This is a genomic window from Streptomyces cylindrosporus, from assembly GCF_022698165.1.
GTDB lineage: Bacteria > Actinomycetota > Actinomycetes > Streptomycetales > Streptomycetaceae > Streptomyces > Streptomyces cylindrosporus.
This window is the reverse complement of the sequence record NZ_JALDAY010000002.1, coordinates 214,703-237,352: the sequence shown is the minus strand read 5'-3', so window position 1 is coordinate 237,352 and position 22,650 is coordinate 214,703. Positions and strand designations below refer to the sequence as shown.

The window sequence follows — 22,650 nt, the reverse complement described above, 5'->3', positions numbered from 1 at the left end:
CCATGGCAGCACAGCCCATGCCCCGCCGTTTCGAAGGGCGCTCCGTCCTGGTCACCGGCGCGGGCACCGGCTACGGCGCGGAGATCGCCGTCCGGGCCGCCCGGGAGGGCGCCCGGGTCGCCGTCCACTACCGCAGCTCCGCCGCCGGCGCCGACCAGACCGTCGCCCGCATCAAGGTCGTCGGCGGCGAGGCGTTCACCGTCCAGGCCGACATTGCCGTCCACGCCGATGTCATCCGCATGGCCGAGGAGGTGTTCGACCGGTTCGGCACCCTGGACGTGCTGGTCAACAACGTCGGTGACGTGGCGGCCGACCAGATGTCCTGGCGGGACGTCACCGAGGAGTCCATCGACCACGTCCTCGCCGTGGACATCAAGGGCACCATGCTGTGCGTCCACGAGTTCGGCTCCCGGATGCTGGACCAGGGCCACGGCTCGATCGTCAACATCGGCTCCACCGTGATCGTCCGCGGCAGCGCGCGGGCGCCTCAGTACGCCGCCGCGAAGTACGGCCTCCTCGGCGTCACCAAGTCCTACGCCCAGGCCTTCGCGCCGACCGTGCGGGTCAACACCTTCGCGCCCGGGTTCATCGAGACCGAGCGTCTCCTCAGCCGCGAGGACTGGCGGTCCGGCCGCCGTGAGGAACTGATCTCCAAGACCCCGCTCGGCCGTATCCCGGGCCCCGCCGAACTCGCCGGCACCGCCCTCTTCCTCGCCACCGACGACGCCGCCCACATGACCGGCGTCTACCTCAACGCCGACGGCGGCTTCAACATGATCGGCGCCTGAGCAGGCGCTGCCACCCCACCCGACGAAAAAGGCGGACGACACATGCCCCTTCACCGGAACCTGCTGATCGGCGGCAAGGAGATTCCCGCCGCCTCGGGCCGGTCCACGGCCGACATCAACCCGTGGACCGGCGAACCGTACGCCACGGTCGCGGCCGCCGGGCCGCAGGACGTACGGGCGGCGGTGGACGCTGCGGACGCCGCCTTCGCCGAGTGGTCCGCGTTCGCGCCGTACGCCCGACGGAAGATCTTCCTGGACGCGGCGGACCTCATGGAGCGGCGCGGTGAGCTGGCCGTGGGGCTGATGGCGGAGGAGGTGGGCGGCACCTGGGGCTGGGCGCTGTTCAACGTCACGCTGGCCGCGAACATGCTGCGCGAGGCCGCCGCCGCGATCACCGCCCCGCGCGGGGACGTGCTGGCCACCCAGGAGCCCGGCGGCCTCAGCATGGCCGTGCGCGAACCGCTCGGCGTGGTCGCCGCCTTCGCGCCGTGGAACGCGCCGGTCATCCTGGGCACGCGAGCGGTCGCCGCCGCGCTGGCGGCGGGGAACACCGTCGTGGTCAAGGCCAGCGAGGACGCCCCGATCTCCTGCGGTCTGTTCGTCGCCGACGTACTGCGCGACGCCGGACTCCCCGACGGCGTCCTCAACGTCATCACCAACGACAAGGAGGACGCCGCCGCGATCGCCGAGACGCTGGTAGCGGACCCGCGTGTCCGCGCCGTCAACTTCACCGGCTCGACCGGCGTCGGACAGCTCATCGGCACCCTCGCCGCACAGCATCTCAAGCCGGCCGTGCTCGAACTCGGCGGCAAGAACTCGGTGATCGTGCTGGAGGACGCCGACCTCGACCACGCCGTGAACGCCGCCGCCTTCGCCGCGTTCATGAACTCCGGCCAGATCTGCATGTGCGCCGACCGCGTCCTGGTGCACGAGTCCCTCGCACAGGAGTTCACCCGCCGCTTCACCGCGAAGATCGCCGACCTGCCGAGCGGGGACCCGGGCCTGTCCACCACCGTCATCGGACCGCTGGTGAACGAGGCCGCCGCCCACCGAGTGGCCGCCCTGGTCGCGGACGCGGTCGAGAAGGGCGCGCGCGTGCTCACCGGCGGTGGCGCGCCGGAGGGGGCGCTGCACCCGGCGACCGTCCTGGCGGAACTTCCCGAGGACGCGGCCCTGCATCACGGCGAGGCCTTCGGGCCCGTTGTCGTCATCAGGCCGTTCGCGGACGACGACGAGGCCGTGCAGTTGGCCAACGACACCGAGCACGGTCTCAGTTGTGGCGTTCTCACCGAGAACGCCACCCACGGCCTGAAGGTGGCCCGCCGCATCCGTACCGGCATCGTGCACGTGAACGACCAGTCCGTGGCGGACGAACCGCAGGCCCCCTTCGGCGGCTTCGCGGCCTCCGGCTACGGCCGCTTCGGCGGACGCTGGGGCATCGAGGCCTTCTCCAACACCCGCTGGATCACCCTCTCCACCGAGCAACCGCACTACCCCTTCTGACCGTTCGAGGCCACTGCCGTCCAGACGTGGGAGAACACATGGCAACGCTGCGTTTCGACACCCGGGTCGAGCAGGACCCTGACCGGGTCTGGACCGTGCTCACCGATGTCCGCACGATCCCGGACTGGTTTCCCGCCGTCCTGGAGGCCCGCTTCGACGGGGAGTACCGCCACCTGCGCACACCCGAGGGCACGCTGAAGGCCCTCGTGGTGACGAAGAACGACGAACTCCGGCGCTTCCAGTACCGGTTCGTCGAGGGTCTGCCGTCGCCGATCGAGTACCACCTCGGCACCATCGACGTACTCCCCGACGGAGACGGTTCACGTGTGGTCTACAGCCAGGAGATCCTTCCGCAGAACCTGGCACCGATCGTCGAACGGGCCGTCGGTGAGGGAATCGCGGGCATCGCGCGGTACTTCGCCGCACGTCCCTGAAACAGGACGCGGCTGTCGGCGTCACCCGGTTCGCAGTCCCTCACCGTCGGTGTGCGGCCGTGTCGGAGCCCGTCATACGGGGTGTGCCTGGCTCGGTCGCGCCCGGCACGGGGGCACCTCGGCGGGGTCGGCGAGGACGCGGTCACGGCCGGTCTGCACCGCACCGTGGAGTGCGGCCCGGGCACCCAGAACACCCGGTGTGACAGCGATCGGGAGGGTGGGGAACGCGCGCCGTCGTGCGGCGAGCCGGGTGTCGATGCCCGGGGTGAGCCAAGGAATCCAGTCGGTGAGATGGCCGCCGAGGATGATCTCCTCGGCGTCCGTCAGCCCGACGATGGACTGGATCGCCGCGCCGAGAGCGTGACCGGCCTGGTCGAGGGTGGCGAGGGCGCGAGGTTCCCCGGCACGCAGGCGTCGGCCGAGTTCGGCGAGTGCCGCGTCGATGCCTTCGGGCACGGACTCCCTGCCGAGACCGGCCGACTCCAGAACCGCGTGGGTGCTCACATACGCGGTCAGACAGCCGTGGGCGCCGCATCTGCACCTGGGCCCGTCGAGCGAGACGGGCAGGTGCGCGACCTCGCCGCCCAGACCGTGACTGCCCTGGTGGATACGGCCGTTGATGAGCAGGCCACCACCGACTCCGGAGTCGGACTTGACGTAGGCGACGGTGCTGGGCCCCTCCGTCCCCGGCAGCCTCAGAGCGTGGTACTCGGCCAGCGCCGCCAGGTCGGCGTCGTTGACCACCTCGACGGGGCAGGACAGGCCGGGCAGCCGTTCGGCGACGAGGGCGCCGAGCGTGGGCGCGTGCCAACCGACTCCCTCGGTCGGTGCCTTCGCGCGTCCGGAAGTGACCGGCCCGGACATGGCGATCACCAGCCGGCCCAGATGCACGTCCGGGCCGGGGGAGACCGCCTCCGTGACGGCGGTGGCGATGGCGTCGGCCATCGGTTCGGGGGGCCCGAAGGGACCGGGGTGCCGAGCCCGCCCGGCGTCGATCAGCTCGCCCGTGACCCCGGCCGTGACCAGCCGGATGTCCCCCCAGGTCACATGGGCGGCCACGATCCGCACCCGCTCCGCCACCAGGTGCAGGAGTCGGCGCGGCCGGCCGCGGCTGCCCGACGCGGTAACGCCCACCTCTTCCACCAGGCCGCGCGTCATGAGGTCGGCGACCAGAGCGGTCACCGTGGCGTGCACCAGGCCGGTGGCGGCGGCGATCTCCGTGCGGGCACAAGGGCCGTGTGCCGCGATGTGGCGCAGGACGAGGGAGAGGTTGCCGCGGCGGACGGCCGCGGAATCGGCGGGGCTGTTCACGTCATTGATTCTGCCTGCTCGGGACACGGTGGCGGGACCACAGGAACTTCTAATTTTTCGTAGCTTGAAAAAAATAGTGGAGGGTCGGCAGACTCAGTCAAGCCGGGTGGTCACACCCGGCGCGACCGGATGCGTGTCCGGTTCGAATTCGCCAGGCGGCAGCTGGTATGCCGCGTCACCAGGAGACGAAGCTGTGAAGAGCAGGGCTATCAAGCGAAGGACCGTTGTGATGGGAATCGGCGCGACGGCCGGTGTCGTGGGGCTCGGCGCCTACGCCCTGGGCGCGCAGGCGGACAACGACGCGTCCTCCGGCGACCTGGTCTTCGACAAGGACGACTACACCGAGGTGACCGAGACGCTCGCCGACGCGGCGGGCGACAGCCACGAGGTGACGTACCACTTCTACAAGCCCCGCAACTACGTCACCGACCCGAGTGACGACACCCACCAGAGCCTGGTCGTGAGCGTGCCGGTGAAGATCGACGGCAAGGCGGTCGACGCCTCCCGTGCTCCGATCGTCTTCGCCAACGCGGTGGGCGCCTACATGTCGTCGACCGTCGCCAAGGCGACCGGCGTGGGACAGAACTCACTGGAGATGACAGGGATGGGCGGTGGCTCCGGCGGAGGCATGCCCAGCGGGGGATCGGGCGGGATGCCGAGCGGGATGCCGACCGACATGGCCGGCGGGATGCCGAGCGGGATGCCCACTGACATGGCCGGTGGCATGCCGAGCGGGATACCCACCGACATGGCGGGCGGCGGTATGGGTGGCGGCGGTGCGGGCGGTGGTACGGGCGCCATCAACGGGATGGTCAACCTCGCGAAGCTCGCGCTCGTCGCGGGTTACGTCGTCGTGGAGCCCGGTGCGCGCGGCCGCAGCCTCACGGACTCCTCGGGCACCTACTACGGCACCGCGCCTGCCGCCATCGTGGACCTGAAGGCGGCTGTGCGGTACGTCCGGTTCAACAAGGACCGTATCCCCGGCGACACCGACCGGATCGTGTCCACGGGTACCAGTGCGGGCGGAGCGCTGTCCTCGCTGCTCGGCGCGTCCGGCGACAGCAAGATCTACGACAAGTACCTCAAGGAGCTCGGCGCCGCCGACGCCTCCGACGCGATCTTCGCGACCGGCGCCTGGTGCCCGATCACCGACCTGGAGCACGCCGACGGCGCCTACGAGTGGAACTGGGGCGCCAGCGTCACCCAGTCCACCAGCAAGGTCGTCGACCAGTCGGTCTCCAAGGAACTGCAGTCCCAGTTCGCCGAGTACCAGGCGGGACTGAAGCTCAAGGGCCTGAACGGCTTCGGCACACTGACCGCCCGCAACTACGACGAGTACCTGGTCAAGCAGTACCTGGAGCCCTCCGCCACCAAGTACCTCGCCGCCCTCTCCGACTCGGACCGGAAGACGTACCTGGCCAAGAACACCTTCATCACCTGGTCCGGCGGCAAGGCCGCCTTCACCTGGGACGACTACCTCACCCACGTCGGCGCCCGCAAGAAGACCACCCCGGCCTTCGACGCCTTCGACCTCTCGGCGGGCGAGAACAACGAGTTCGGCTCCGGCACCACCGAGACGCGCCACTTCACGGCGTACAGCGCCAAGAACGACACCACCGGGCTCAGCAGCAAGCGGGTCGCGAGCGACATCCCCGAGCTGCTGAACCTGATGAACCCGATGTACCACCTGGTGGACAAGGTCAACGGCAAGCGCTCCAAGTACTGGTGGATCCGCCTGGGCACCAGCGACACCGACACGTCGCACGTCATCTCCGCCAACCTGGCGGCCCGCCTGGACAACCTCGGCGACGACGTCAACCACGAGTTCTACTGGGACAAGGGTCACGCCACCAACGAAGACCCCGGTGACTTCCTCACCTGGGTCGCCGAGGTCACGGGTTACAAGAAGTAGGCCGATTCCCCTCCGGGCCGGGAGATATGGCCGGCCTGGAGGGGAGTGGGTCAGCCCGTCTCACGTACCAGGTGGACGAGCGTGGACGCGCAGTCGTCGGCGGCCAGGTCCAGGGGCAGACCATGGCTGAGCAGGACGGCTCCGTGGTGCACGGCTCCGGACGTGGTGTCGCGGTAGCGGGCCGCGGGATCGAGGGCCCGCAGGGGCAGCGCGGGATCGCTGTGGCCGAAGTGGCGTGAACGGCGCAGGGCGATGACGGCGCACTCCTTGCCGTCTGGGGCGAGGAACTGCACCGCGTGCAGCTCGCCGTTCCCCTGGACCTCCAGCCGGTACTGCTCGCCCAGTTGGACGAGGTGCCGTACCCGCTTGTAGTCGGCCACCAGTTCGGCGGCCCGAGCCAGATCGGACGCGCTCCACCGGTTCAGGTCGCCGCCGATTCCGAGCACGCCGGCCATGGCCGTGCGGAAACGGAAGTCCAGCGGCGCGCTGCGCCCGGTGTAGGGATTGGGGCTGTCGGTGACCCAGGCGCCCATCACCCGGGCCGGATACAGCTGCGAGAAGCCGTGCTGGATCTCGACGCGGTCCAGGGCGTCGGTGTTGTCCGATGTCCACACCTGGTCGGTGCGAGTGAGGATGCCCAGATCGAGGCGGCCACCGCCGCTGCTGCACGACTCGATGCGCAGGCCGGGGTGGTCGGCGCGCAGCCGGTCGAGCAGGGCGTACAGGTTGCGTACGTGGTCGACCCAGAGCCGGTCGGGGTCGGCCTCGGCATCGGGCCAGCCCGCCTCGGTGAAGGGCCGGTTCATGTCCCACTTGAGGAAGTCGATCTCGTTCTTCGTCACCAGTTCGTCCAGCCGGCCGTGCAGCCAGGCGGCGACGTCGGGCCGCGCGAGGTTGAGCACCAACTGGTTGCGGTGCTCGGTGCGCTGCCGGGTCGGGTGGTGGAGCACCCAGTCAGGGCGGGCGCGGTAGAGGTCGCTGTCGGGGTTGACCATCTCGGGCTCGACCCACAGGCCGAACTGCATGCCCAGCTCGTGGACCCGGTCGATCAGCGGGCCGAGGCCGTCGGGGAAGCGTTCCGGGTTGGGGGTCCAGTCACCGAGCCCGGCGGCGTCGTGGGTGCGGGCGCCGAACCAGCCGTCGTCCATGACGAACAGCTCGACGCCGAGCTTCGCGGCCTTCTCCGCGAGAGCGATCTGTCCGGTGACCTCGATGTCGAACTCGGTGGCTTCCCAGGAGTTGTAGAGCACGGGCCGAAGCTCGTCCGGGTGCGGCAGGACGTGGTCGAGGACATGCCGGTGCCACAGCCGGGACGCGGCGCCGAAGCCGCCCTCGGTGTAGGCGCCCGCGCACAGCGGGGTCGTCAGTTCCTGACCGGGTGCCAGCTCCCAGGTGACCGGGTCGTGCCCGAAGCCTGCCGACAGCGTGACGCGTTCGGTGGGCAGCCGCTGGGCGGTCAGCCGCCAGCTGCCGCTCCAGGCGAGCGCACACGACCACACCGCACCGTGCTCCTCGTCGGTACGGCCGTCGTCGATCATGGCCCAGGGGTTGGCCTGATGGCCCGTCGTGCCGCGGCGGCTGGTGAGCATCAACTCCCCGTACGGCAGCGCCGTCCGGTGCAGCCGGGTCTCGGCCGACCACTGGCCGCGCACCTGGCTGAGCCGGTACTCGCCGAGGCGGGGCAGGACCCAGGTCGCGGAGTCGGCGCGGACGACCGTGACCGGGCCGTCGGTCTCGGTGCCGGTGTGGCGGAGCACGAGGTGACGCTCGATGACGTCGGTGGTGGTTCTGACGCGGTAGTGGGTGTCCACGGTGAGGGGGTAGCGACGGTCGGCGAACCGGAGCACCAGTTCACTGCCTCCGTCGGGGTGATCGATCTGCTCGTACCCGAGGAGCCGGGGCTCCAGATCGCGCACGCCGTCGGGGAAGCGGACCTGGACACCCGCGTGGGCGTAGCGCATGGCGCCCGCGGTGTCGAGGTCCAGTGTGCCGTCGGCTGGATCCTCGAACGAGCGGCGGCCCGGCGCCGGCCGCTGGAGCAGAGAGGCGGCCTGTTCGAGAGTGAGGACAGGCCCCCAGTGCAGGCCACGCAGCCGGTGGTCGTCGTCGAGGTGCAGCACGTAGCTGGAGCCGGGTCCGGACAGGACCCACAGCCGGTGCGCGGGGTCGTGGGCGATGCTCGGCATGGCCGCCTTTCGGTCTGGCGCTGGGTCGCGGTGGAGGGCCGCCGCGGTTGACGGTGCGGGGCCCCGCCGGACCGGTTCACGGCCCGGCGGGGCCCCTGGAGAAGGGGTACTGGATCGGCCTCAGCCGCTCACTGGGGCGACCTCGATGTAGTCGAGGTCGGGCGCCCAGGCGGACGAGTTGGAGAACTTGAGGGTGTTGGTGCCGGCACCGAGACTGACGGTGGTCGGCAGCGCCCAGTAGTCGTTCCAGCTGTAGGTGTTGCGGAAGGTCATCGTGGTGGCCGTGCCGCCGTTGACCGACAGTTGCGCGGTGCGGGACATGACGTTGGTGTTGTAATTGCCGGAGCCCGACCGGTCGTTGTGGGCGTAGTGGACGACGACCGTGTAGCGGCCGGCGGCCGAGGCGCTGACGTTGGCGAAGGTGAGCGTGTTCGCGCTGCCGCCCCCGACGTAGCCGACGTTCTTGCCGCCGGAGGCCCAGCTGTCGGACTGCGCCTTCGCTTGGCCCGCGAGGGTGGCGCTCTCCGCTTCGTACTTGGTCACGCCGGTGGTGTCACCCGCGCCCGCCGCCTTCAGGTCGCGCAGGCTGAGCATGGTGCCGCTGTCCGGGCCGACCGCGATGCGGTTGACGCCGGCCGCGAGGTACAGCCGGGTGCTGGAGGTCGTGGCCTTGCCGCCCGACGAACCGTAGGTGGCCACGGAGTTGCCGTTGAGAGCCAGCGTGGTGCCGTGACCGGCCGAGGAGTAGTCGGTCTTGACGGTGTAGTAGCCGTCGGCCGGCGCGTACACGTCGAAAGTGGCCTTGTCCCCGTTGGTCATGATCAGGCGGCCGGTGCCGGTCTCACCGATGGAGTCGTACGAGAAGGCCGGGTTGCCGCTGATGTCGGCGAACGTCGCCTCGTACACCGTCTCCGGTGTGCTCTGGGCGGCGGTGAGGTCGATCTTGTCGAGGGTCACCTGGCCCTTGGAGGTGCCCAGCGTCGGGTCCGTCACCGCGAGCGAGACGGTGTGGCTGCCGGCGCCCAGGGTGACCGGGACGGTGACGGTGGAGCGGTACTGCCAGTTCAGCGTGGAGGGGTAGGTGACGAACTTCGGGTCGGCGCCGTCGACGCGCAGGACCTGCTGGGAGGGCGAGCCGTTCATGTTGCCGTAGAAGACGCGCAGGTTGTACGTACCGGCGGAAGGAACGCTGACACCGAAGACGACCTTGCTGTCGCTCGCTGTCAGATAGCCGACATCCTTGGTGCCGGACGTGGCGTACCGCTGGGCGGTGCCGTAGTTGTCGCCGGTGGCCTGGGTGACGACGGTGCCGTTGGTGATGGCGGCGTTCTCCGCCTCGTAGGACGCGCTCCACGGCACGCTCGGCGCCGTCGCGGTGCCACCGCCGTTCGGGGTGACCGTGATGCGGTACGCCGACATGGCGTTCAGGCCCGTGAGCGGCACGGTGATGGAGCCGTTCGAGGGCGTGTACGCGGTGCGGGAGATGGTCCGCGGAGGTGCGGAGGCACCTTCGTAGCCACTCCAGTCCAGGGCCTGGACAGTGACTTCGACCTTGCTGCCGAAGGTGGCGCCCGGGATGTTGTCGATGACCACGTCGGTGTCCGAGGCGGAACCGCCGACGATCACCTGCGCCTGCCGGCGACCGGTGTCCAGCGAGGCCATGCCCTGCAGCGTGTCCTTCACGTCGGCCTGCGGCGGAGTCGTCCTGACGGTCTGCCCCGTCATCCCGGCGTACCAACGCCAGAACCACCACGAGCCGTTCGGGATGTTGGCCTGGACGGTGTTGCCGTCCATGTTGCCGGCGATGTCCCAGTACGGCTGCTGAGCGTAGACCTTGGTGTCCTCGAACATCGCGGCCCACTGCGCGAGTTGGCCGGGAACCGACATGTCGCGCCGGTTGCCGTACTCGTCGATGTTGATCGTGATCGGGCTGATGCCCCGGGCACTCTCGAGGGAGCGGTAAGTGGTGTAGTGGTCCCGGTAGTTGGCGAGTGACGACGGATCCAGCTCGTGCCAGGTGAAGACGTCCGGCAGGACGTCGTTGTCGCGGGCGAAAGTGAGGAAGTCGCCGAACAACCGCTGGTTCCAGACCGCCGTGTTCGGACCGCCGATCTTTGCCCCGGGGAAGTCGGAGCGTATCCGCTGGTAGACGGTCTTCCAGTCGGAGAGGAAACTGTCGCGGGCGGTGGCGTAGGTGGTGGAGTTCGAGCTGGTGAGGCCGGTGTACCAGTTGCCGTCGGGTTCGTTGAAGGGGACGAACACCACCTTGTCGGCGTACGAGGTCGCCTCGATGGTGTCGACCGCGGTGTCGACCTTGGTCAGGTAGTCGCTCAGGCCCAGGTTCTGGTAAGGCCAGGCCGAGTACATGTCCTGGATGTTCGTGTACATCGTGCCGCCGCCGTTGCGGAAGAACGAGGGCGCGACGTCCAGGATGTCGCCGTTGGGGTGCTGGGCTCCGTTCGGGGGCTTCTGGGAGCCGGTGGTGAGCTTCAACGGGGCCAGCAGGTTGTCACCGGGGACGCCGTCGTCGCTCTGCCCGTAGAGCGCGCCGTTCGAACCGCGCAGCACCTTTCCCGTGGTTGTGCCGAGGTCCACGGTGTAGGTCTGGGAGGCCGCCTCGGCGGACTGCGGGACGGCAAGGACCGTGCCGACGAGGGCGGTGACCGCGAGCAGAGCCCGGGTGAGGGTCAGTCTTCCGCGCTTGGGCGGTGACGCGCCCGGCGTCGGGGGGTTGAGGTAAGGAGACATGGAGGAACCTGGCTTTCCCCTCCCGCCGCGCTGCGGGAGGACGGCTCATGGGAACGAGATGTGACCGCTCACATCCCCCGCGGAGGGAGCGGTGCGGCGTCACCGTCGCTGACGGTGGGTACGGAAGGCGCGCCCCGGCCGCGCCGGACACGTACGGCGCGGGGGCAGGTGAGGACGAGGGTGAGGCGGGCCCGGAGGAAGTCAGGCCGAGCGGTGTGGTGCCGGGCCGGAGCTCTCGCGGACGATCAGCTCGGGCTCGGCCCACAGCGGCGGTGTAGGTGCGTTCTCGGGGTCGAGCAACCGGTGCAGCATCGCGAAGGCACCGCGCCCCAGTCCTTCGAAGTCCAGCCGGACGGTGGTCAGGAGAGGGTGGGTGAACGCCGCGTACGGTGCGTCGTCGAAGCCGACGACGCTCAGGTCGCCGGGCACGTCCCGGCCCGCTTCCCGGGCCGCTCGAAGTACGCCGAGCGCAAGGTCGTCGTTACCACACAGCACGGCGGTGACCTGCGGATCCGCGACGAGGGAGCGGGCGGCCAGATACCCGGATCGCGGGCTCCAGCCACCTCCCACCGGCTCCGGAACGGGGCGGCCGGCGTCCACGAGTGCCTGTCGCCAGCCGCCCGCGCGCTGGCTGACGCGGGCCGTGGAGGAGGGGATGGCCACGTAGTGGACCGTGCGGTGGCCGAGGCCGAGCAGATACCGGGTGGCCTGCGCCGCCGCGGCGCGGTCGTCGAGCCACGCCTCGGGCCGGGTGCTGGTGTGCCCCTCCCGGGGCAGCTCCACCACGGCCGCCGCCGGACAGTCCACCGGCAGGGCGCGCCAGGCGCGTTCGCCGGGTGCGTTGAACGCGATGACCAAAACAGGCTCACCGGGACGGGCGAGCCGGCCCGCGATGTCGTCCGGGGTCAGCGGAGCGTTCTCGTCCAGAACACTCACCGCCACCGCGAACTCCGCCCCGCGCGCCGCCTCCTCAATGCCGCGCAGTGCCAGAGACGCTCCGTACAGCGTCGTGTCCGAGGTCAGGACCGTCACTGAGCGAACGGTCCCGCCGGCCAGGGCCCGGGCCAGCCGATTGGGCTTGTAGCCCAGGTCCTCGACGGCCTGAAGTACGCGCTCCCGAGTCTCCTTCTTCACCCTCGGGCTGCCGTTGATGACACGGGAGACCGTCTGGTGGGAGACCCCTGACGCCCTGGCGACATCGAGGATGCTGACCGACCGGTGCCGGTCGGTGCCCTCGTGGGGCAGCTCCTCGTCATGGCGGGCCGGGGACGCTTCCTGCATGGTGGTGGGCTCCTGGTCGCTGGTCGTCGCTAAGGCTACTCGTCCGCGGCTGCTACTTGACCGCGGCGTTGGACTGTTCGTTCACGGACTCCGCGGCCTTCTGAGCGGACTGCTGGCCCAGCCAGACCTGGTTGAAGGCGTCCAGCACCTTGATGTTGTAGGTCGCCGACGACGTGGTGAGCGGGTAGCCCGTCGTCGTGCCGGCGGCTTCCTCCGAGAAGGCGCTGACGTCGACGCCCTTCTTCTTCCAGACGTCCACGAACTCCTGGTTGAGCGTCGGGATGCCGGGCCACACCGAACCCGTCGCGACGATGATCTTCTGGGACTCCTCGGAGCCCAGCCACTTCACGAGCTCCCAGGCTTCCTTCGGGTGCGCGCTGCCGGTGTACAGGGCGTTGCTCAGACCGTTGTAGACCGTGCCCTTGCCGACCGGTCCCGAGGGCAGCTCGGCGACGCCGAAGTTGTCCTGCATGGAACTCTGGTACGCGTTGAGGTCCCAGCTGCCGTCCCACACCACCGCGGCCTGCTTCCGGGCCATGACCTGCGGCAGGGCGGCGCCGTTCGGGGTGTTGGTGACCGAGGCGGGAACCGCGACGTGGTACTTCAGCCGCAAGTCCCGGATGAACTGGATCGCCTCCACACAGGACGGCTGGTCGATCGTCCACTTGCCCCACGCCTTGTCCTGGAGCTTGCAGCCGTTCTGCGTGGCGGCGTTCCACCAGTCCGTCTGGCCGTTGGGCGAGGCCAGCGCGAGGCCGTACTGCTTGACGTGCTTGCTGTCGAAGCCGGCCTCGTCCGGGTGCTTGCCGTTCTCGTCGATGGTCAGCTTCTGCAGCGCCTTGACGAAGGTGCCGCCGTCGGCGGTGTTCCACGACAGCGCGCTCAGCTGCTCCTGGGTCAGTCCGGCAGCCTTCAGCATCGTCTTGTTGTAGACCTGCGCGATGGTGTCCCAGTCCTTCGGCAGGCCGTACTGCTTGCCGTCCTGCTCCCAGCCGGACAGCAGCTTGGGATCGTAGACCGAGGTGTCCAGCTTGTCGGCCTTGATGTACGGGGTCAGGTCGGCGAGCACGCCCTGCTGGGCGAACTGCGGGAAGTAGGCCACATGGTCCCAGAAGACGTCCGGCGCGGTCCGGCCGGCCAGCTGGGTCTGGAGCTTGCTCCAGTACTGGGCCCATGCGTTCAGCTCGATCTTGACCTTGATGTTCGGGTGCTGCTTCTCGAAGGCGGCGATCGACTTCTCCAGAGCGGGCTTCTGGACCGCGTCCCAGATGGCGTACCGCAGGGTGACGGTGCCGTCGGAGGAGGTGGAGCCGGAGGAGCCGCAGCCGGTGGTGAGGCCGAGCAGGAGGGCGCCGGTGGCGGCACCGGCCAGGATTCTTCTGACGGATACGGACATGGTTCGGGTGTCCCTTCGAGTGCGGGCGTGCGGAGCAGGGGGTACGTCTCCCGACGCTCATGTGAACGTTCACATGGCGAAGGAGTCGACAGGTGGGTAGGGAGAGGGGAGGGGGACCTACTTCAGGCCGGTGAGGGCGATGGAGCGGACGATGTGCCGCTGGAAGACCAGGAAGACGACGATCAGGGGGAGCAGGGCGATCGCCGCTCCGGCGAGCACGATGTGCGGGAGATCGGAGGCGTGCTGGCCCTGGAGCGCGGCGATGCCCACGGTGATCACCCGGGTGCGGTCGCTGTTGGTGATGATCAGCGGCCAGATCAGGTTGTTCCAGGTGTTGATGAACGTGATGGTGGCGAGGGTGGCCAGGATCGGACGGCTCAACGGCAGCATGATGCGTACGAAGATTCCCCACGTGGTCGCCCCGTCGATACGGGCCGCGCTCTCAAGGTCCTTGGGGATGGTCATGAAGTGCTGCCGTACCAGGAAGACGCCGTACGGGGTGCCGAAGACGGTGGGCAGGACGAGCCCGGCGTAGGTGTCGACCATGCCCAGGTCGCGCATCATTAGGAACAGCGGCACCAAAGTGATCATCTGCGGCACCATCATCGTGGCGAGGTAGCCCCAGAACAGCCAGTCCCGCCCTGGGAACTCCAGCCGGGCGAGCGCGTATGCCGCCATCGCGCTGAACACCACCTGACCTGCGGTGACGACCACCGACACGGCGAGGGTGTGCAGCAGGAAGGAGGACATCCCGTACTGGTTCCACACGTCGGCGAAGTTGGCGAACGTGGCGGGGTGCGCGGGGGTCCAGGCGTCGGTCGACAGCAGGTCCGCCGGGCGTTTGAACGCGGCGTTGAGTGTGAGCAGATATGGCCCGACCGACAGCAGCGCTCCGATGAGGAGGATCGCGTACAGCGTCGACCTGCGCAGGACGGCGGGTATCGACATCGAGGACGAAGAGGTGATGGACGAAGACATGACGGTGGCCGCCCTCAGCTGAAGTCGTAGACGGTGCGCTTGCGGAAGTACAGGACCTGGGCGGCCGTCACCAGCAGGATCAGGGCGAACAGCAGCATCGCCAGGGCCGAGGCGTAGCCGCTGCGGAACAGCTGGAACGCCTGCTGGTAGATGTGGAAGTTCATCGTGTCCGTCGAGCCGCCGGGCCCGCCCTGGGTCATCACATAGACCGTGTCGAACATCTGGAACGACCCGATGGTGTTGGTGACCAGGACGAAGAACATCGACGGTCGCAGCAGCGGCAGAGTGATCCGGAAGAACCTCTGCACGGGACCCGCGCCGTCCAGGTCGGCCGCCTCGTACAAGGACTCGGGTATCGCCTGCAGGCCGGCCAGCAGGAACAGCATGGTGTAGCCGGTGTACTGCCAGACGTTCACCGAGGCGAGCACCGGCATCGCCCAGGTCGTGGACGACAGCCAAGCCGGGCCGTCGACGCCGAACAGCGACAGGAACTGGTTGATCACGCCGTGCTGCGGGTCGAACGCCCAGTTCCATACGATGCCCAGGGCCACCGGCATCGCCATCCAGGGCAGGACGAACAGCACCCGCAACACCTTGCCGCCGCGCATCCTCCGGTTCATCGCCAGAGCGAGCAGCAGTGCCAGGACCGTCTGCGCCGGAATGTTCAGCACCACGTAGTAGACGGTGTTGCGCACCGCCCGCCACACCTCGCTGTCACCCGCGATCTCGCGGTAGTTCGCCAGTCCGACGAAGCGGGGGGAGCCCATCAGGTTCCAGTCGAAGAAGCTGATCACGACGACCCCGGCGATCGGCGCGAGCAGGAAGAGCAGGAACCCGATCAGGCTGGGTGTCAGCAGGATGTACGCCTCCACGGCGGTGCGGATGCGGTTCCTCCTGCGGTGGGGTGCGGCATTGTCCAGGGGCGGCTCCTTGGACGGGGGTAGATCTCGGCCAGTCGATGGACGGCCTGCGTCGGCAACAGTGTTAACGTTCACACTAAAACTCCGTCGGGGGCGGCTCGTTCGGTGCGGCAGGGAATGCGACAGGATGCCGCTGGCGAGCCAAGACGATGATGTGCGGATCACGTCTCGATCGTGCAGCGACTTCGGCGGCGTTAAGAGAGTGTGAACGCTAACACCAGTCCGGTCAATGGCTTGTGGCGGATTTGCGATGGTGTACCGGCCGTCGGGCCGTGGCTGGACGGCCGGTACGGTCTCTGTTCCGAACCGGACGGTGCGTGGCTCATCCGCACCTGAAGACGTCGGCACCCGGCATCGCATGCTGACCGCGCGGCTCTACTTCAAGGACGGCGCGTACGTCCACGAGGACGTGAACGTCGCCGACGTCACCGACAACGACAGGCTCAACGAGACGCTGTGGAACCTGCCGCTCTTCCCCTGCATGAGCATCTCAGTGACGTCGCCGACCCGGCATCCTTCCGGCATTCACCGAGGAAGCGTCACCGGCTGGGGGCGACGGAACCCGGGATCTCGCAGCGGAGCGCCGTCAAGATCGTCGGCGCTCCGCCGACTCGTGCACGACGCCCCGGACGCGCAGCGTGGCCATGTCCGGAGACACGCCGGCGGCGACGAGAAAGGCGGCCGTCGCAGCCTCGCCGGTGGGATCCGTCCACACAGATGTGGCGTGTGCCTCGGCGAGGGTCAGCATCAGTGCTTCCAGTCCCAGGGCCAGGACGGGTGCGGGGACCCGGTCGTCGAAGACGCCCTCATCCTGACCACGCTTCAAAATGGACGTGGCCTCTTCCCGGGCGGGCGCCAGTGCGAGGCGCAGGGCGTCCTCGCCGAGGTGGCGGCGCCCCAACGAGATGAGCATGCGGTACTCGTCGCCCACCGCCCAGGCGGCCAGAACCATCCGTGCCATCGCCTCCACCGGATCGGCGCCGGGAGCCCTGGCCTCCGTGAACGCTTGCTCAAGTGCCTGCCCGGCTTCCTGTGTCAGGGCGGTGATCAGTTCATGCCGGCCTGGGAAGTGCCCGTAAACAGTGCGTCGCACGACGCCGGCCGCCTGAGCGATGTGGTCCAGAGTCGCGTCAGGGTTGTCCCGAAGCTCCTCCCGGGCGGTCGCGAGAATCCGTGCGCGATTCGAGCGTGCGATGCTGCGCCTCGGTGTGTGACTCGGAGGATCGGTCAGCTGCATGGTTGTGCCCTCTCCGCCATGCGGGTCGCCGCGTCGTAGACCAGTCGCGCATGCAGCTCGAACAACGCCACCAGGTCGACGGTGTCACCGGTGATCTCCCGGTGTGTGAACAGGCCGTCGGCGCCGGCGATGGCGTAGGTGGTCAGCGTCTCGGAGGCGTCGTCGTCCAGGTCGGGGAAGAGAGTCCTGACCACATCGACGGTTCTCCGGTGGGCGATCTCGCGGACCTGCAGGAACACGGTTCGGCCGCGAGGCTCGGTGGGACGGCGTTCGAGGGCGAGCATGAGGCCGAGGCGCAGGAAATCCGGTGAGTCGGCGAGCGCCTTCGCCACGTTCGTGGCCATGGCGGTGACCCGCTCCAGTGGTGTCCCGGTCTCCTCTCCAGGCAGTGCGACGGCCGCGAGCCAGCTCTTGAAGCCGCGTTCGATCACTGCCGCGATCAGGTCGTCCTTGTCCCTGAAGTGCCAGTAGATCGAGCTCGCGGGTAGTCCGCACTTGGCGCTCACGGCCGCGATGGACGTGCCGTCGTAGCCGCGCTCACCCGCGATCTCCACCGCGGCATCGAGAATGCGACGACGGGACTCCGCGCCGTTGGCGCGTTGCTTGCGGTCCGTATTCCCCCTGGTCATAGCTGTGTATCTCCAGTTCGTGCAGACGGTGGGCCGACCGCCGATCGCCGCCGGGGTGACGCCGGCGCCTGCCGGTCCGGCGGGCGCTTCGTTCAGCCGACCATCGTGTCGACAAGATCGAAATCCGGCAGGCCGAGCGAGCAGATCCGCTCGGCCTCCTCGGCGGGCATGCCGAACTGGAGCAGCAGGCCGAGGGCGACCCGATCCGCGGACTTGCCGTCGTCCCGGTCCGGTTGCGCGTGCAGCAGTGCGCCCAGCGCCAGCGCGGCGCCCGCCGTCATCGCCAGCGCGAGGTCCAGGTCCTCCACCTCGAATCGTCCGGCGTCCACCGCGGCACGGATGTCGTTGAGGGCGCGTGGAGCCAGGCCCCGGTTGGAGTGGGCCAGCTCAAGCCCGTGATTGAGGAGGACCTTGCTCAGCTCCTGGTGGCGGCGGTGCAGGCGGCCCGTCATGCGGAAGCTCTGCGCGTACGAGACCGCGGGATCGTCGACATCGGCCGTGAGACGGTCCATGAGGGAACCCCACCACTCCAGTGCCTCCTCGACCGCGACGCGGAAGAGCTCCTCCTTGCTGTCGAAGTGGTTGTAGAAGGAACCGACTCCTATGTCGGCGAGTTCGGTGATCTCCAGGATGGGGACGTCGGTCCGTCCCTCGGCCAGCATGCGCTGGGCCGCGCACACCAGTGCCTGTCGTGTCCGTGCCCGGCGCCGGTCGATGCGCCGGGGTGCGCTCTTCTCGGCCACGCTCTTGTCGGCCATCGCGTCCTCCATCCCACCCGTACGTGCTCTGTCTGCACTCTAGCCGCTGAGACTTGTTTCTTGAATATTTCTTCAGTTCTATTGACTGACGTCAGCTTCGTTAGTGAATATTTCTTCAGGAGGTGGTGACCATGGCTGTTCACCCCAGCGCCGGAGCCGGTACGCACGACGGCCATCACGGCACGCACAATGACCTGCACTCCGAGCGGGGCGCCCTGGCCGGGGAGCATCCGGGCCGGGCGGCGAACCCGGTGATCAAGGTTCACGACATCGCGTGGCTGGAGTTCTTCAAGCCCGACCTGGACCGGGCCGAGGCCTTCGGCCGGGCGTTCGGCTTCGTCACGTCATACCGTGACGGGCGCGAACTGCATCTGCGGGGGACACAGGCGGGGGCCCCGTGTGTGATTATCCGCAAGGGGCGCAGGTCGCGGTTCCTCGGCCCGGCCTTCCGCGCCGCCGACACCCGCGATCTGCTGCGGCTCGGCGACACCCTTGGTACCCGGGTGCAGGCCCTGCCCGAGACGCTGGGCGGTTCTGTCGTGGATCTGCTCGACCCCAACGGACTACGGGTCCGGGTCGTCGCCGACACGGATGAGCTCCCCGCCCTCTCGGCGCAGGAGCCGCTGCGCTTCAACTTCGGCGGCGAGCTCGACCGGATCAACGGCATCCAGCGGCCGCCCCGCGAGCCGGCGGGCGTCAGGCGCCTGGGGCATGTGGTTCTGCAGTCGACGACCTACATGGGGACGCTGAACTGGTACCTGGAGCACCTCGGCCTCATCGTCAGTGACTTCCTCTATTACGAGGGGCAGCGCGAACGCGGCCCGACCATGAGCTTCGTCCGCTGCGACCGGGGCGGCACCCTGACCGACCACCACACCCTGGCCCTGACCCTGGGGCCGTCCAACCGCTACGTCCACTCGGCCTACGAGGTGACCGACCTCGACGCACTGGCGGCCGGCGGCCAGTACCTGCTCGATCAGGGGTACTTCCGCTCCTGGGGCATCGGCCGGCACAACCAGGGCAGCCAGATCTTCGACTACTGGCGCGACCCCGACGGCTTCCTCGTCGAGCACTTCACCGACGGTGACATGTTCGACAGCACCCTGGAGCCCGGCTGGGCGCCGATGACGGCATCCCGCCTGGCGCAGTGGGGCCCTCCCGCCACCAAGGACTTCCTGGGCATCAGCCCCGGCCGGGAGTCCCTGCGCGAGCTGCGCTCGATGGTGACCGCTCTCCGTGAAGACAACGAGTTCGACCTGTCGCGCCTGCGCGGCCTGCTGAAAGTGGCTACCTCATGAGCATTTCCGTCCTGCGTACCAACGACGCATGGTGGGTGCGTACGCCCACCGGCGCGGCGAAGATCGAAACGAGTGCCGCCACCACCGGAGAGCTCCTCGCCGACCGTGCGGCGATCGCCAGGGCCGCGGCGAGCGAGGGGACGGTCCCTGTCGAGCGCCTCGGTCTCATCTCGCCCGTCACCGCGCCGTGCCGGGTCGTCGCTCAGATGACCAACTTCCGGTCGCACATCGCGGACGCCGGCATGAACCCCGACACCGTGCCGCTGACGTTCTTCCGCAAGACGTCGGGCTCGATCTCCGGACCGTTCGACGACGTCGTCAAGCCGGCCCACGTCCAGTTCCTCGACTACGAGGTCGAGATCGGCATCGTCTTCGGCCGGTCGATGCCGGTCGGCACGAGGATCATGGCGGAGAACATCGCGGACTACGTCGCGGGCCTGGTGGTCACGAACGACGTCAGCGCCCGCGACGTGCAGCTGCCCAAGACCCAGTTCTTCGAGGCCAAGTCCTATCCGACGTTCACCCCCGTCGGACCTGAACTCGTCCTTCTCGACGCCGACGAGCTCAAGCGGTTCACCGACCTCAGGCTTCGTCTCAAAGTCAACGGGGAGGTCCGTCAGGACGCGCTGGTCGCCGGGGACATGGTGTTCCAGCCGCTTGAGGCACTGCGGGCTCTCACCCGCTTCCAGCGCCTCGACGCAGGCGATCTGCTCCTCACCGGTACGCCCATCGGGACCGCACTCAGCGCTCCGCCGAAGGTGGTGCAGTTCATCGCCTCGCTCCTGCCCGCTCACCTGAAGTGGAAGACCTTCTTCAAGCGCCAGGCCGGCAACCCGCGCTACCTCCATGACGGTGACGTCATCGAGGCCGGAGTCGCCACCGACGACGGCGCCATCGACCTCGGAACCCAGCACACCGTCGTTCGGTTCACCTGAGCGGCAGCACCGAAGGAAACACCATGTCGACGACTGCACACACCGCACAGACCGCCCAGGGCGACCCGAAACCGCTGCGCCTGTCCCTGAGGGTCTGGGGCTGCTACATGATGACCGTCGGGGCACTGCTCTTCCTGGTGCCGAACCAGCTCATCGGTCTGTTCGGCTTCCCCGACATCGAGGACAACTGGATCCGTGTCTTCGGAGCCCTGATCCTCAACCTCGGCCTCGTCTACTTCCCGATGGCCCGTGACCTGCCCGCGGCCTTCGTGCGCTGGTGCATCTACTCGCGCTACCTCTTCTTCTGCTTCGCCACCGTCATCGTGATCGCGGACTGGCTGCCGGCCGGACTGCTGGTCTTCGGCGCCTGGGACGCGCTCAACGCGACGTGGGCCTGGTACGGCTACCGGAAGGCATCACTGTGACCGAGCTCTGGCCCGACCGTTACGACCGCCCCGAGGACCTGGCCGCGATCGAAGCGGTGCCTCTGGCCGCCCGGGGCGTGCCCGCCACGACGTACGACGTGCTGAGCCGCGCCGCCGACCTTTGGCCGGAGCGCACGGCCGTCGTCGTGTTGCCCGAGGCCGCCCGCTGGCGCGAGCCCGTCATGGTGACGTTCGCCGAGCTCCACGCCCAGGTCAACCGTGTCGCGAACCTCTTCTACGGCCTGGGAGTCCGGCGCGAGGACGCCGTCGCGCTCCTGTCCCCCAACTGCCAGGAGCTGATCGTAGCGACGCTGGCGGCCCAAGCCGCCGGTGTCGCGGCCCCCGTCAACGGCGCGCTGAACCCGGCCCACGTGCGGGAGCTGCTGCGGCTCTCGGGCGCCCGGGTTCTGGTGGCCGCCGGCCCCGAACTCGACGAGGCGCTGTGGGCGGCGGCCCTTGAGCTGGCGCGCGGCGGAGCGGTGCGTGCCCTGCTCGCCCTGCGGCCCACCGGAGCGGACGGCGCGGCACCGCCCCTGCCGTCCGTCGAGGGTGTCGTGGTCGGCTACGTGTCCGAAGCGGCGGCGCCGTTCCCCGGTGAGGAGTTCCTCGGGACAGCGCCCACCGCCGACGACATCGCGGCCGTCTTCCACACCGGTGGTACCACCGGACTGCCGAAACTCGCGGCGCACACCCACACCAACGAGGTCAGCGACGCCTGGATGATCGGCGCCAACACCGCGGCGGACGAGGACTCGGTCGTCTTCGCCGCGTTGCCGCTGTTCCACGTCAACGCCCTCGTGGTCACGCTCCTCTCACCGCTGCTGAAAGGACAGCAGGTGGTGTGGGCGGGCCCGCTGGGCTACCGCGACATCTCGCTGTTCAAAGACTTCTGGCGCATCGTCGAGCACTACCGCGTCGCCACGATGAGCGCCGTGCCGACCGTCTACGCGGCCCTGGCCACATGTCCGGTCGACGGAGCCGACATCAGCTCGATGCGCTTCGCGGTCGTCGGCGCCTCCGCGCTCCCGGAGGGCGTACGGAACAGCTTCGAGGCGGCGACCGGGATCCCGCTCCTCGAAGGGTACGGACTGACCGAGGCGACGTGCGCCAGCGTCCGCGGCTTCCTGGACGTGCGACGGCCCGGCTCGGTCGGGCAGCGGATGCCGTACCAGCACATCAAGATCGTCGACGTCGACGCCGTGTCGGGGTTCCTGCCCGCCGGGCTTCCGGCCGGCGAGGTGGGCACGGTCCTCATCAGTGGCCCCACCGTCTTTCCCGGCTACGTCCAGGGCCGTGACGAGCATGGGTACCACATCGACAGCCTGGGAAAGGTCGTCGACGGCTGGCTCGACACCGGCGACCTGGGCTACCTCGACAAGGAGGGCTTTCTCCACCTCACCGGGCGGGCGAAGGACCTCATCATCCGCGGGGGCCACAACATGGATCCCCGGGTGATCGAGGACGCCCTGCTCACGCACCCCGCGGTTACCGGAGCACAGGCGGTGGGCCAGCCGGACCGTCGGTCGGGTGAGGTGCCGGTGGCGTACGTGACCGTCGCCGACCGCGGTGTCACGGAGGACGAACTCCGCGCCTGGGCCGCCGCACACGTCAGCGAGGCGGCAGCCGCTCCCAAGGCGGTCCGCGTCCTGGACACCCTGCCCCTCACCGCCGTGGGCAAGCCGTACAAGCTTCCGCTCCGCGCCGATGCCACACGCCGTGTGCTGGCCGACGCCCTGCGGGACATCAACGACGTCGAGCAGGTCATCGCCGAGGCCGAATCCGGTTCGGTGACGGCCACGGTGACGCTGCGCGCCTCGGCGTCGGCCCTCACCACAGCCGAAGTGGAACGCAGGGTGGCCGATTACACCGTGCCCTGCCGCATCGTCACACAGCAGCCAGGAGACGCCTGAC

Annotated in this window: 18 protein-coding genes and 1 pseudogene; 9 read left to right on the top strand and 10 right to left on the bottom strand. The window is 69.0% G+C overall.

Features of this window, described 5'->3' with window-relative positions; translation table 11 throughout:
- Positions 1-2 precede the first annotated feature (2 nt).
- The 3 genes from MQP27_RS06130 to MQP27_RS06120 are packed head-to-tail and all read left to right on the top strand — an operon-like array spanning position 3 to position 2,725.
- Complete coding sequence (locus MQP27_RS06130) at positions 3-788, top strand: SDR family NAD(P)-dependent oxidoreductase (RefSeq protein WP_242762013.1); 786 nt, start codon at positions 3-5, stop codon at positions 786-788.
- Between the two features lie 42 nt (positions 789-830).
- The gene (locus tag MQP27_RS06125) at positions 831-2,291 is read left to right on the top strand and encodes an aldehyde dehydrogenase family protein (RefSeq protein ID WP_242762011.1); all 1,461 of its coding nucleotides are present in this window, start codon (positions 831-833) and stop codon (positions 2,289-2,291) included.
- 38 nt (positions 2,292-2,329) lie between these two features.
- Complete coding sequence (locus tag MQP27_RS06120; protein ID WP_242762009.1) at positions 2,330-2,725, top strand: SRPBCC family protein; 396 nt, start codon at positions 2,330-2,332, stop codon at positions 2,723-2,725.
- 72 nt (positions 2,726-2,797) lie between these two features.
- Here the strand turns inward: MQP27_RS06120 and MQP27_RS06115 are convergent, their stop codons facing one another.
- Positions 2,798-4,036 carry an ROK family transcriptional regulator gene (locus MQP27_RS06115; RefSeq protein WP_242762007.1) on the bottom strand — a complete coding sequence of 413 codons (1,239 nt, stop codon included), beginning with the start codon at positions 4,034-4,036 and terminating at the stop codon, positions 2,798-2,800.
- Positions 4,037-4,265: 229 nt separating this feature from the next.
- Here MQP27_RS06115 and MQP27_RS06110 point away from each other — a divergent pair, with 229 nt between their 5' ends.
- On the top strand, positions 4,266-5,948 hold the full coding sequence (locus MQP27_RS06110; protein WP_242762005.1) for a subtype B tannase: 1,683 nt from the start codon (positions 4,266-4,268) through the stop codon (positions 5,946-5,948).
- A gap of 50 nt (positions 5,949-5,998) precedes the next feature.
- Here the strand turns inward: MQP27_RS06110 and MQP27_RS06105 are convergent, their stop codons facing one another.
- The 6 genes from MQP27_RS06105 to MQP27_RS06080 all read right to left on the bottom strand — a co-directional run bounded on the left by MQP27_RS06105 (position 5,999) and on the right by MQP27_RS06080 (position 15,409).
- Complete coding sequence (locus MQP27_RS06105; protein ID WP_242762003.1) at positions 5,999-8,134, bottom strand: alpha-galactosidase; 2,136 nt, start codon at positions 8,132-8,134, stop codon at positions 5,999-6,001.
- A 120-nt stretch (positions 8,135-8,254) separates the two neighbouring features.
- Positions 8,255-10,882 carry a CBM35 domain-containing protein gene (locus MQP27_RS06100; RefSeq protein WP_242762001.1) on the bottom strand — a complete coding sequence of 876 codons (2,628 nt, stop codon included), beginning with the start codon at positions 10,880-10,882 and terminating at the stop codon, positions 8,255-8,257.
- A gap of 201 nt (positions 10,883-11,083) precedes the next feature.
- Positions 11,084-12,163 (bottom strand): LacI family DNA-binding transcriptional regulator, encoded by a 1,080-nt coding sequence (locus MQP27_RS06095; RefSeq protein WP_242762000.1) that lies wholly within the window; start codon positions 12,161-12,163, stop codon positions 11,084-11,086.
- A 52-nt stretch (positions 12,164-12,215) separates the two neighbouring features.
- Positions 12,216-13,559, bottom strand: coding sequence for an ABC transporter substrate-binding protein (locus tag MQP27_RS06090; protein WP_242761999.1), 1,344 nt, complete (start codon positions 13,557-13,559; stop codon positions 12,216-12,218).
- Positions 13,560-13,676: 117 nt separating this feature from the next.
- On the bottom strand, positions 13,677-14,537 hold the full coding sequence (locus MQP27_RS06085; protein WP_242761998.1) for a carbohydrate ABC transporter permease: 861 nt from the start codon (positions 14,535-14,537) through the stop codon (positions 13,677-13,679).
- A 14-nt stretch (positions 14,538-14,551) separates the two neighbouring features.
- Positions 14,552-15,409 carry a carbohydrate ABC transporter permease gene (locus MQP27_RS06080; protein ID WP_242761997.1) on the bottom strand — a complete coding sequence of 286 codons (858 nt, stop codon included), beginning with the start codon at positions 15,407-15,409 and terminating at the stop codon, positions 14,552-14,554.
- Between the two features lie 277 nt (positions 15,410-15,686).
- Between MQP27_RS06080 and MQP27_RS51345 the strand changes: the two are divergent.
- Positions 15,687-15,965 (top strand): annotated as a pseudogene (locus MQP27_RS51345) (muconolactone Delta-isomerase family protein); the annotation flags it as partial.
- Between the two features lie 78 nt (positions 15,966-16,043).
- On the opposite strand, the gene MQP27_RS06075 reads toward MQP27_RS51345, so the two are convergent.
- The 3 genes from MQP27_RS06075 to MQP27_RS06065 all read right to left on the bottom strand — a co-directional run bounded on the left by MQP27_RS06075 (position 16,044) and on the right by MQP27_RS06065 (position 18,081).
- Positions 16,044-16,694: a TetR/AcrR family transcriptional regulator gene (locus MQP27_RS06075; protein WP_242761995.1), complete on the bottom strand. Its 651-nt coding sequence runs from the start codon at positions 16,692-16,694 to the stop codon at positions 16,044-16,046.
- The gene (locus MQP27_RS06070; protein WP_242761994.1) at positions 16,685-17,323 is read right to left on the bottom strand and encodes a TetR/AcrR family transcriptional regulator; all 639 of its coding nucleotides are present in this window, start codon (positions 17,321-17,323) and stop codon (positions 16,685-16,687) included. The genes MQP27_RS06075 and MQP27_RS06070 overlap by 10 nt, the downstream gene beginning before the upstream one ends.
- A gap of 92 nt (positions 17,324-17,415) precedes the next feature.
- Positions 17,416-18,081 (bottom strand): TetR/AcrR family transcriptional regulator, encoded by a 666-nt coding sequence (locus MQP27_RS06065; protein WP_242761991.1) that lies wholly within the window; start codon positions 18,079-18,081, stop codon positions 17,416-17,418.
- Between the two features lie 131 nt (positions 18,082-18,212).
- Here MQP27_RS06065 and MQP27_RS06060 point away from each other — a divergent pair, with 131 nt between their 5' ends.
- Genes MQP27_RS06060 through MQP27_RS06045 form a run of 4 tightly spaced genes read left to right on the top strand, consistent with a single transcriptional unit; the run spans position 18,213 to position 22,649 of the window.
- Complete coding sequence (locus MQP27_RS06060) at positions 18,213-19,379, top strand: VOC family protein (protein ID WP_242761990.1); 1,167 nt, start codon at positions 18,213-18,215, stop codon at positions 19,377-19,379.
- On the top strand, positions 19,376-20,314 hold the full coding sequence (locus MQP27_RS06055; protein ID WP_242761981.1) for a fumarylacetoacetate hydrolase family protein: 939 nt from the start codon (positions 19,376-19,378) through the stop codon (positions 20,312-20,314). Before MQP27_RS06060 ends, MQP27_RS06055 begins: the two co-directional genes overlap by 4 nt.
- A 23-nt stretch (positions 20,315-20,337) precedes the next feature.
- Entirely contained in the window at positions 20,338-20,739 is a 402-nt protein-coding gene (locus tag MQP27_RS06050; protein ID WP_242761979.1) for a hypothetical protein, read from the top strand.
- On the top strand, positions 20,736-22,649 hold the full coding sequence (locus MQP27_RS06045) for an acyl-CoA synthetase (RefSeq protein WP_242761977.1): 1,914 nt from the start codon (positions 20,736-20,738) through the stop codon (positions 22,647-22,649). The genes MQP27_RS06050 and MQP27_RS06045 overlap by 4 nt, the downstream gene beginning before the upstream one ends.
- The last annotated feature ends 1 nt before the right edge of the window (position 22,650 follow it).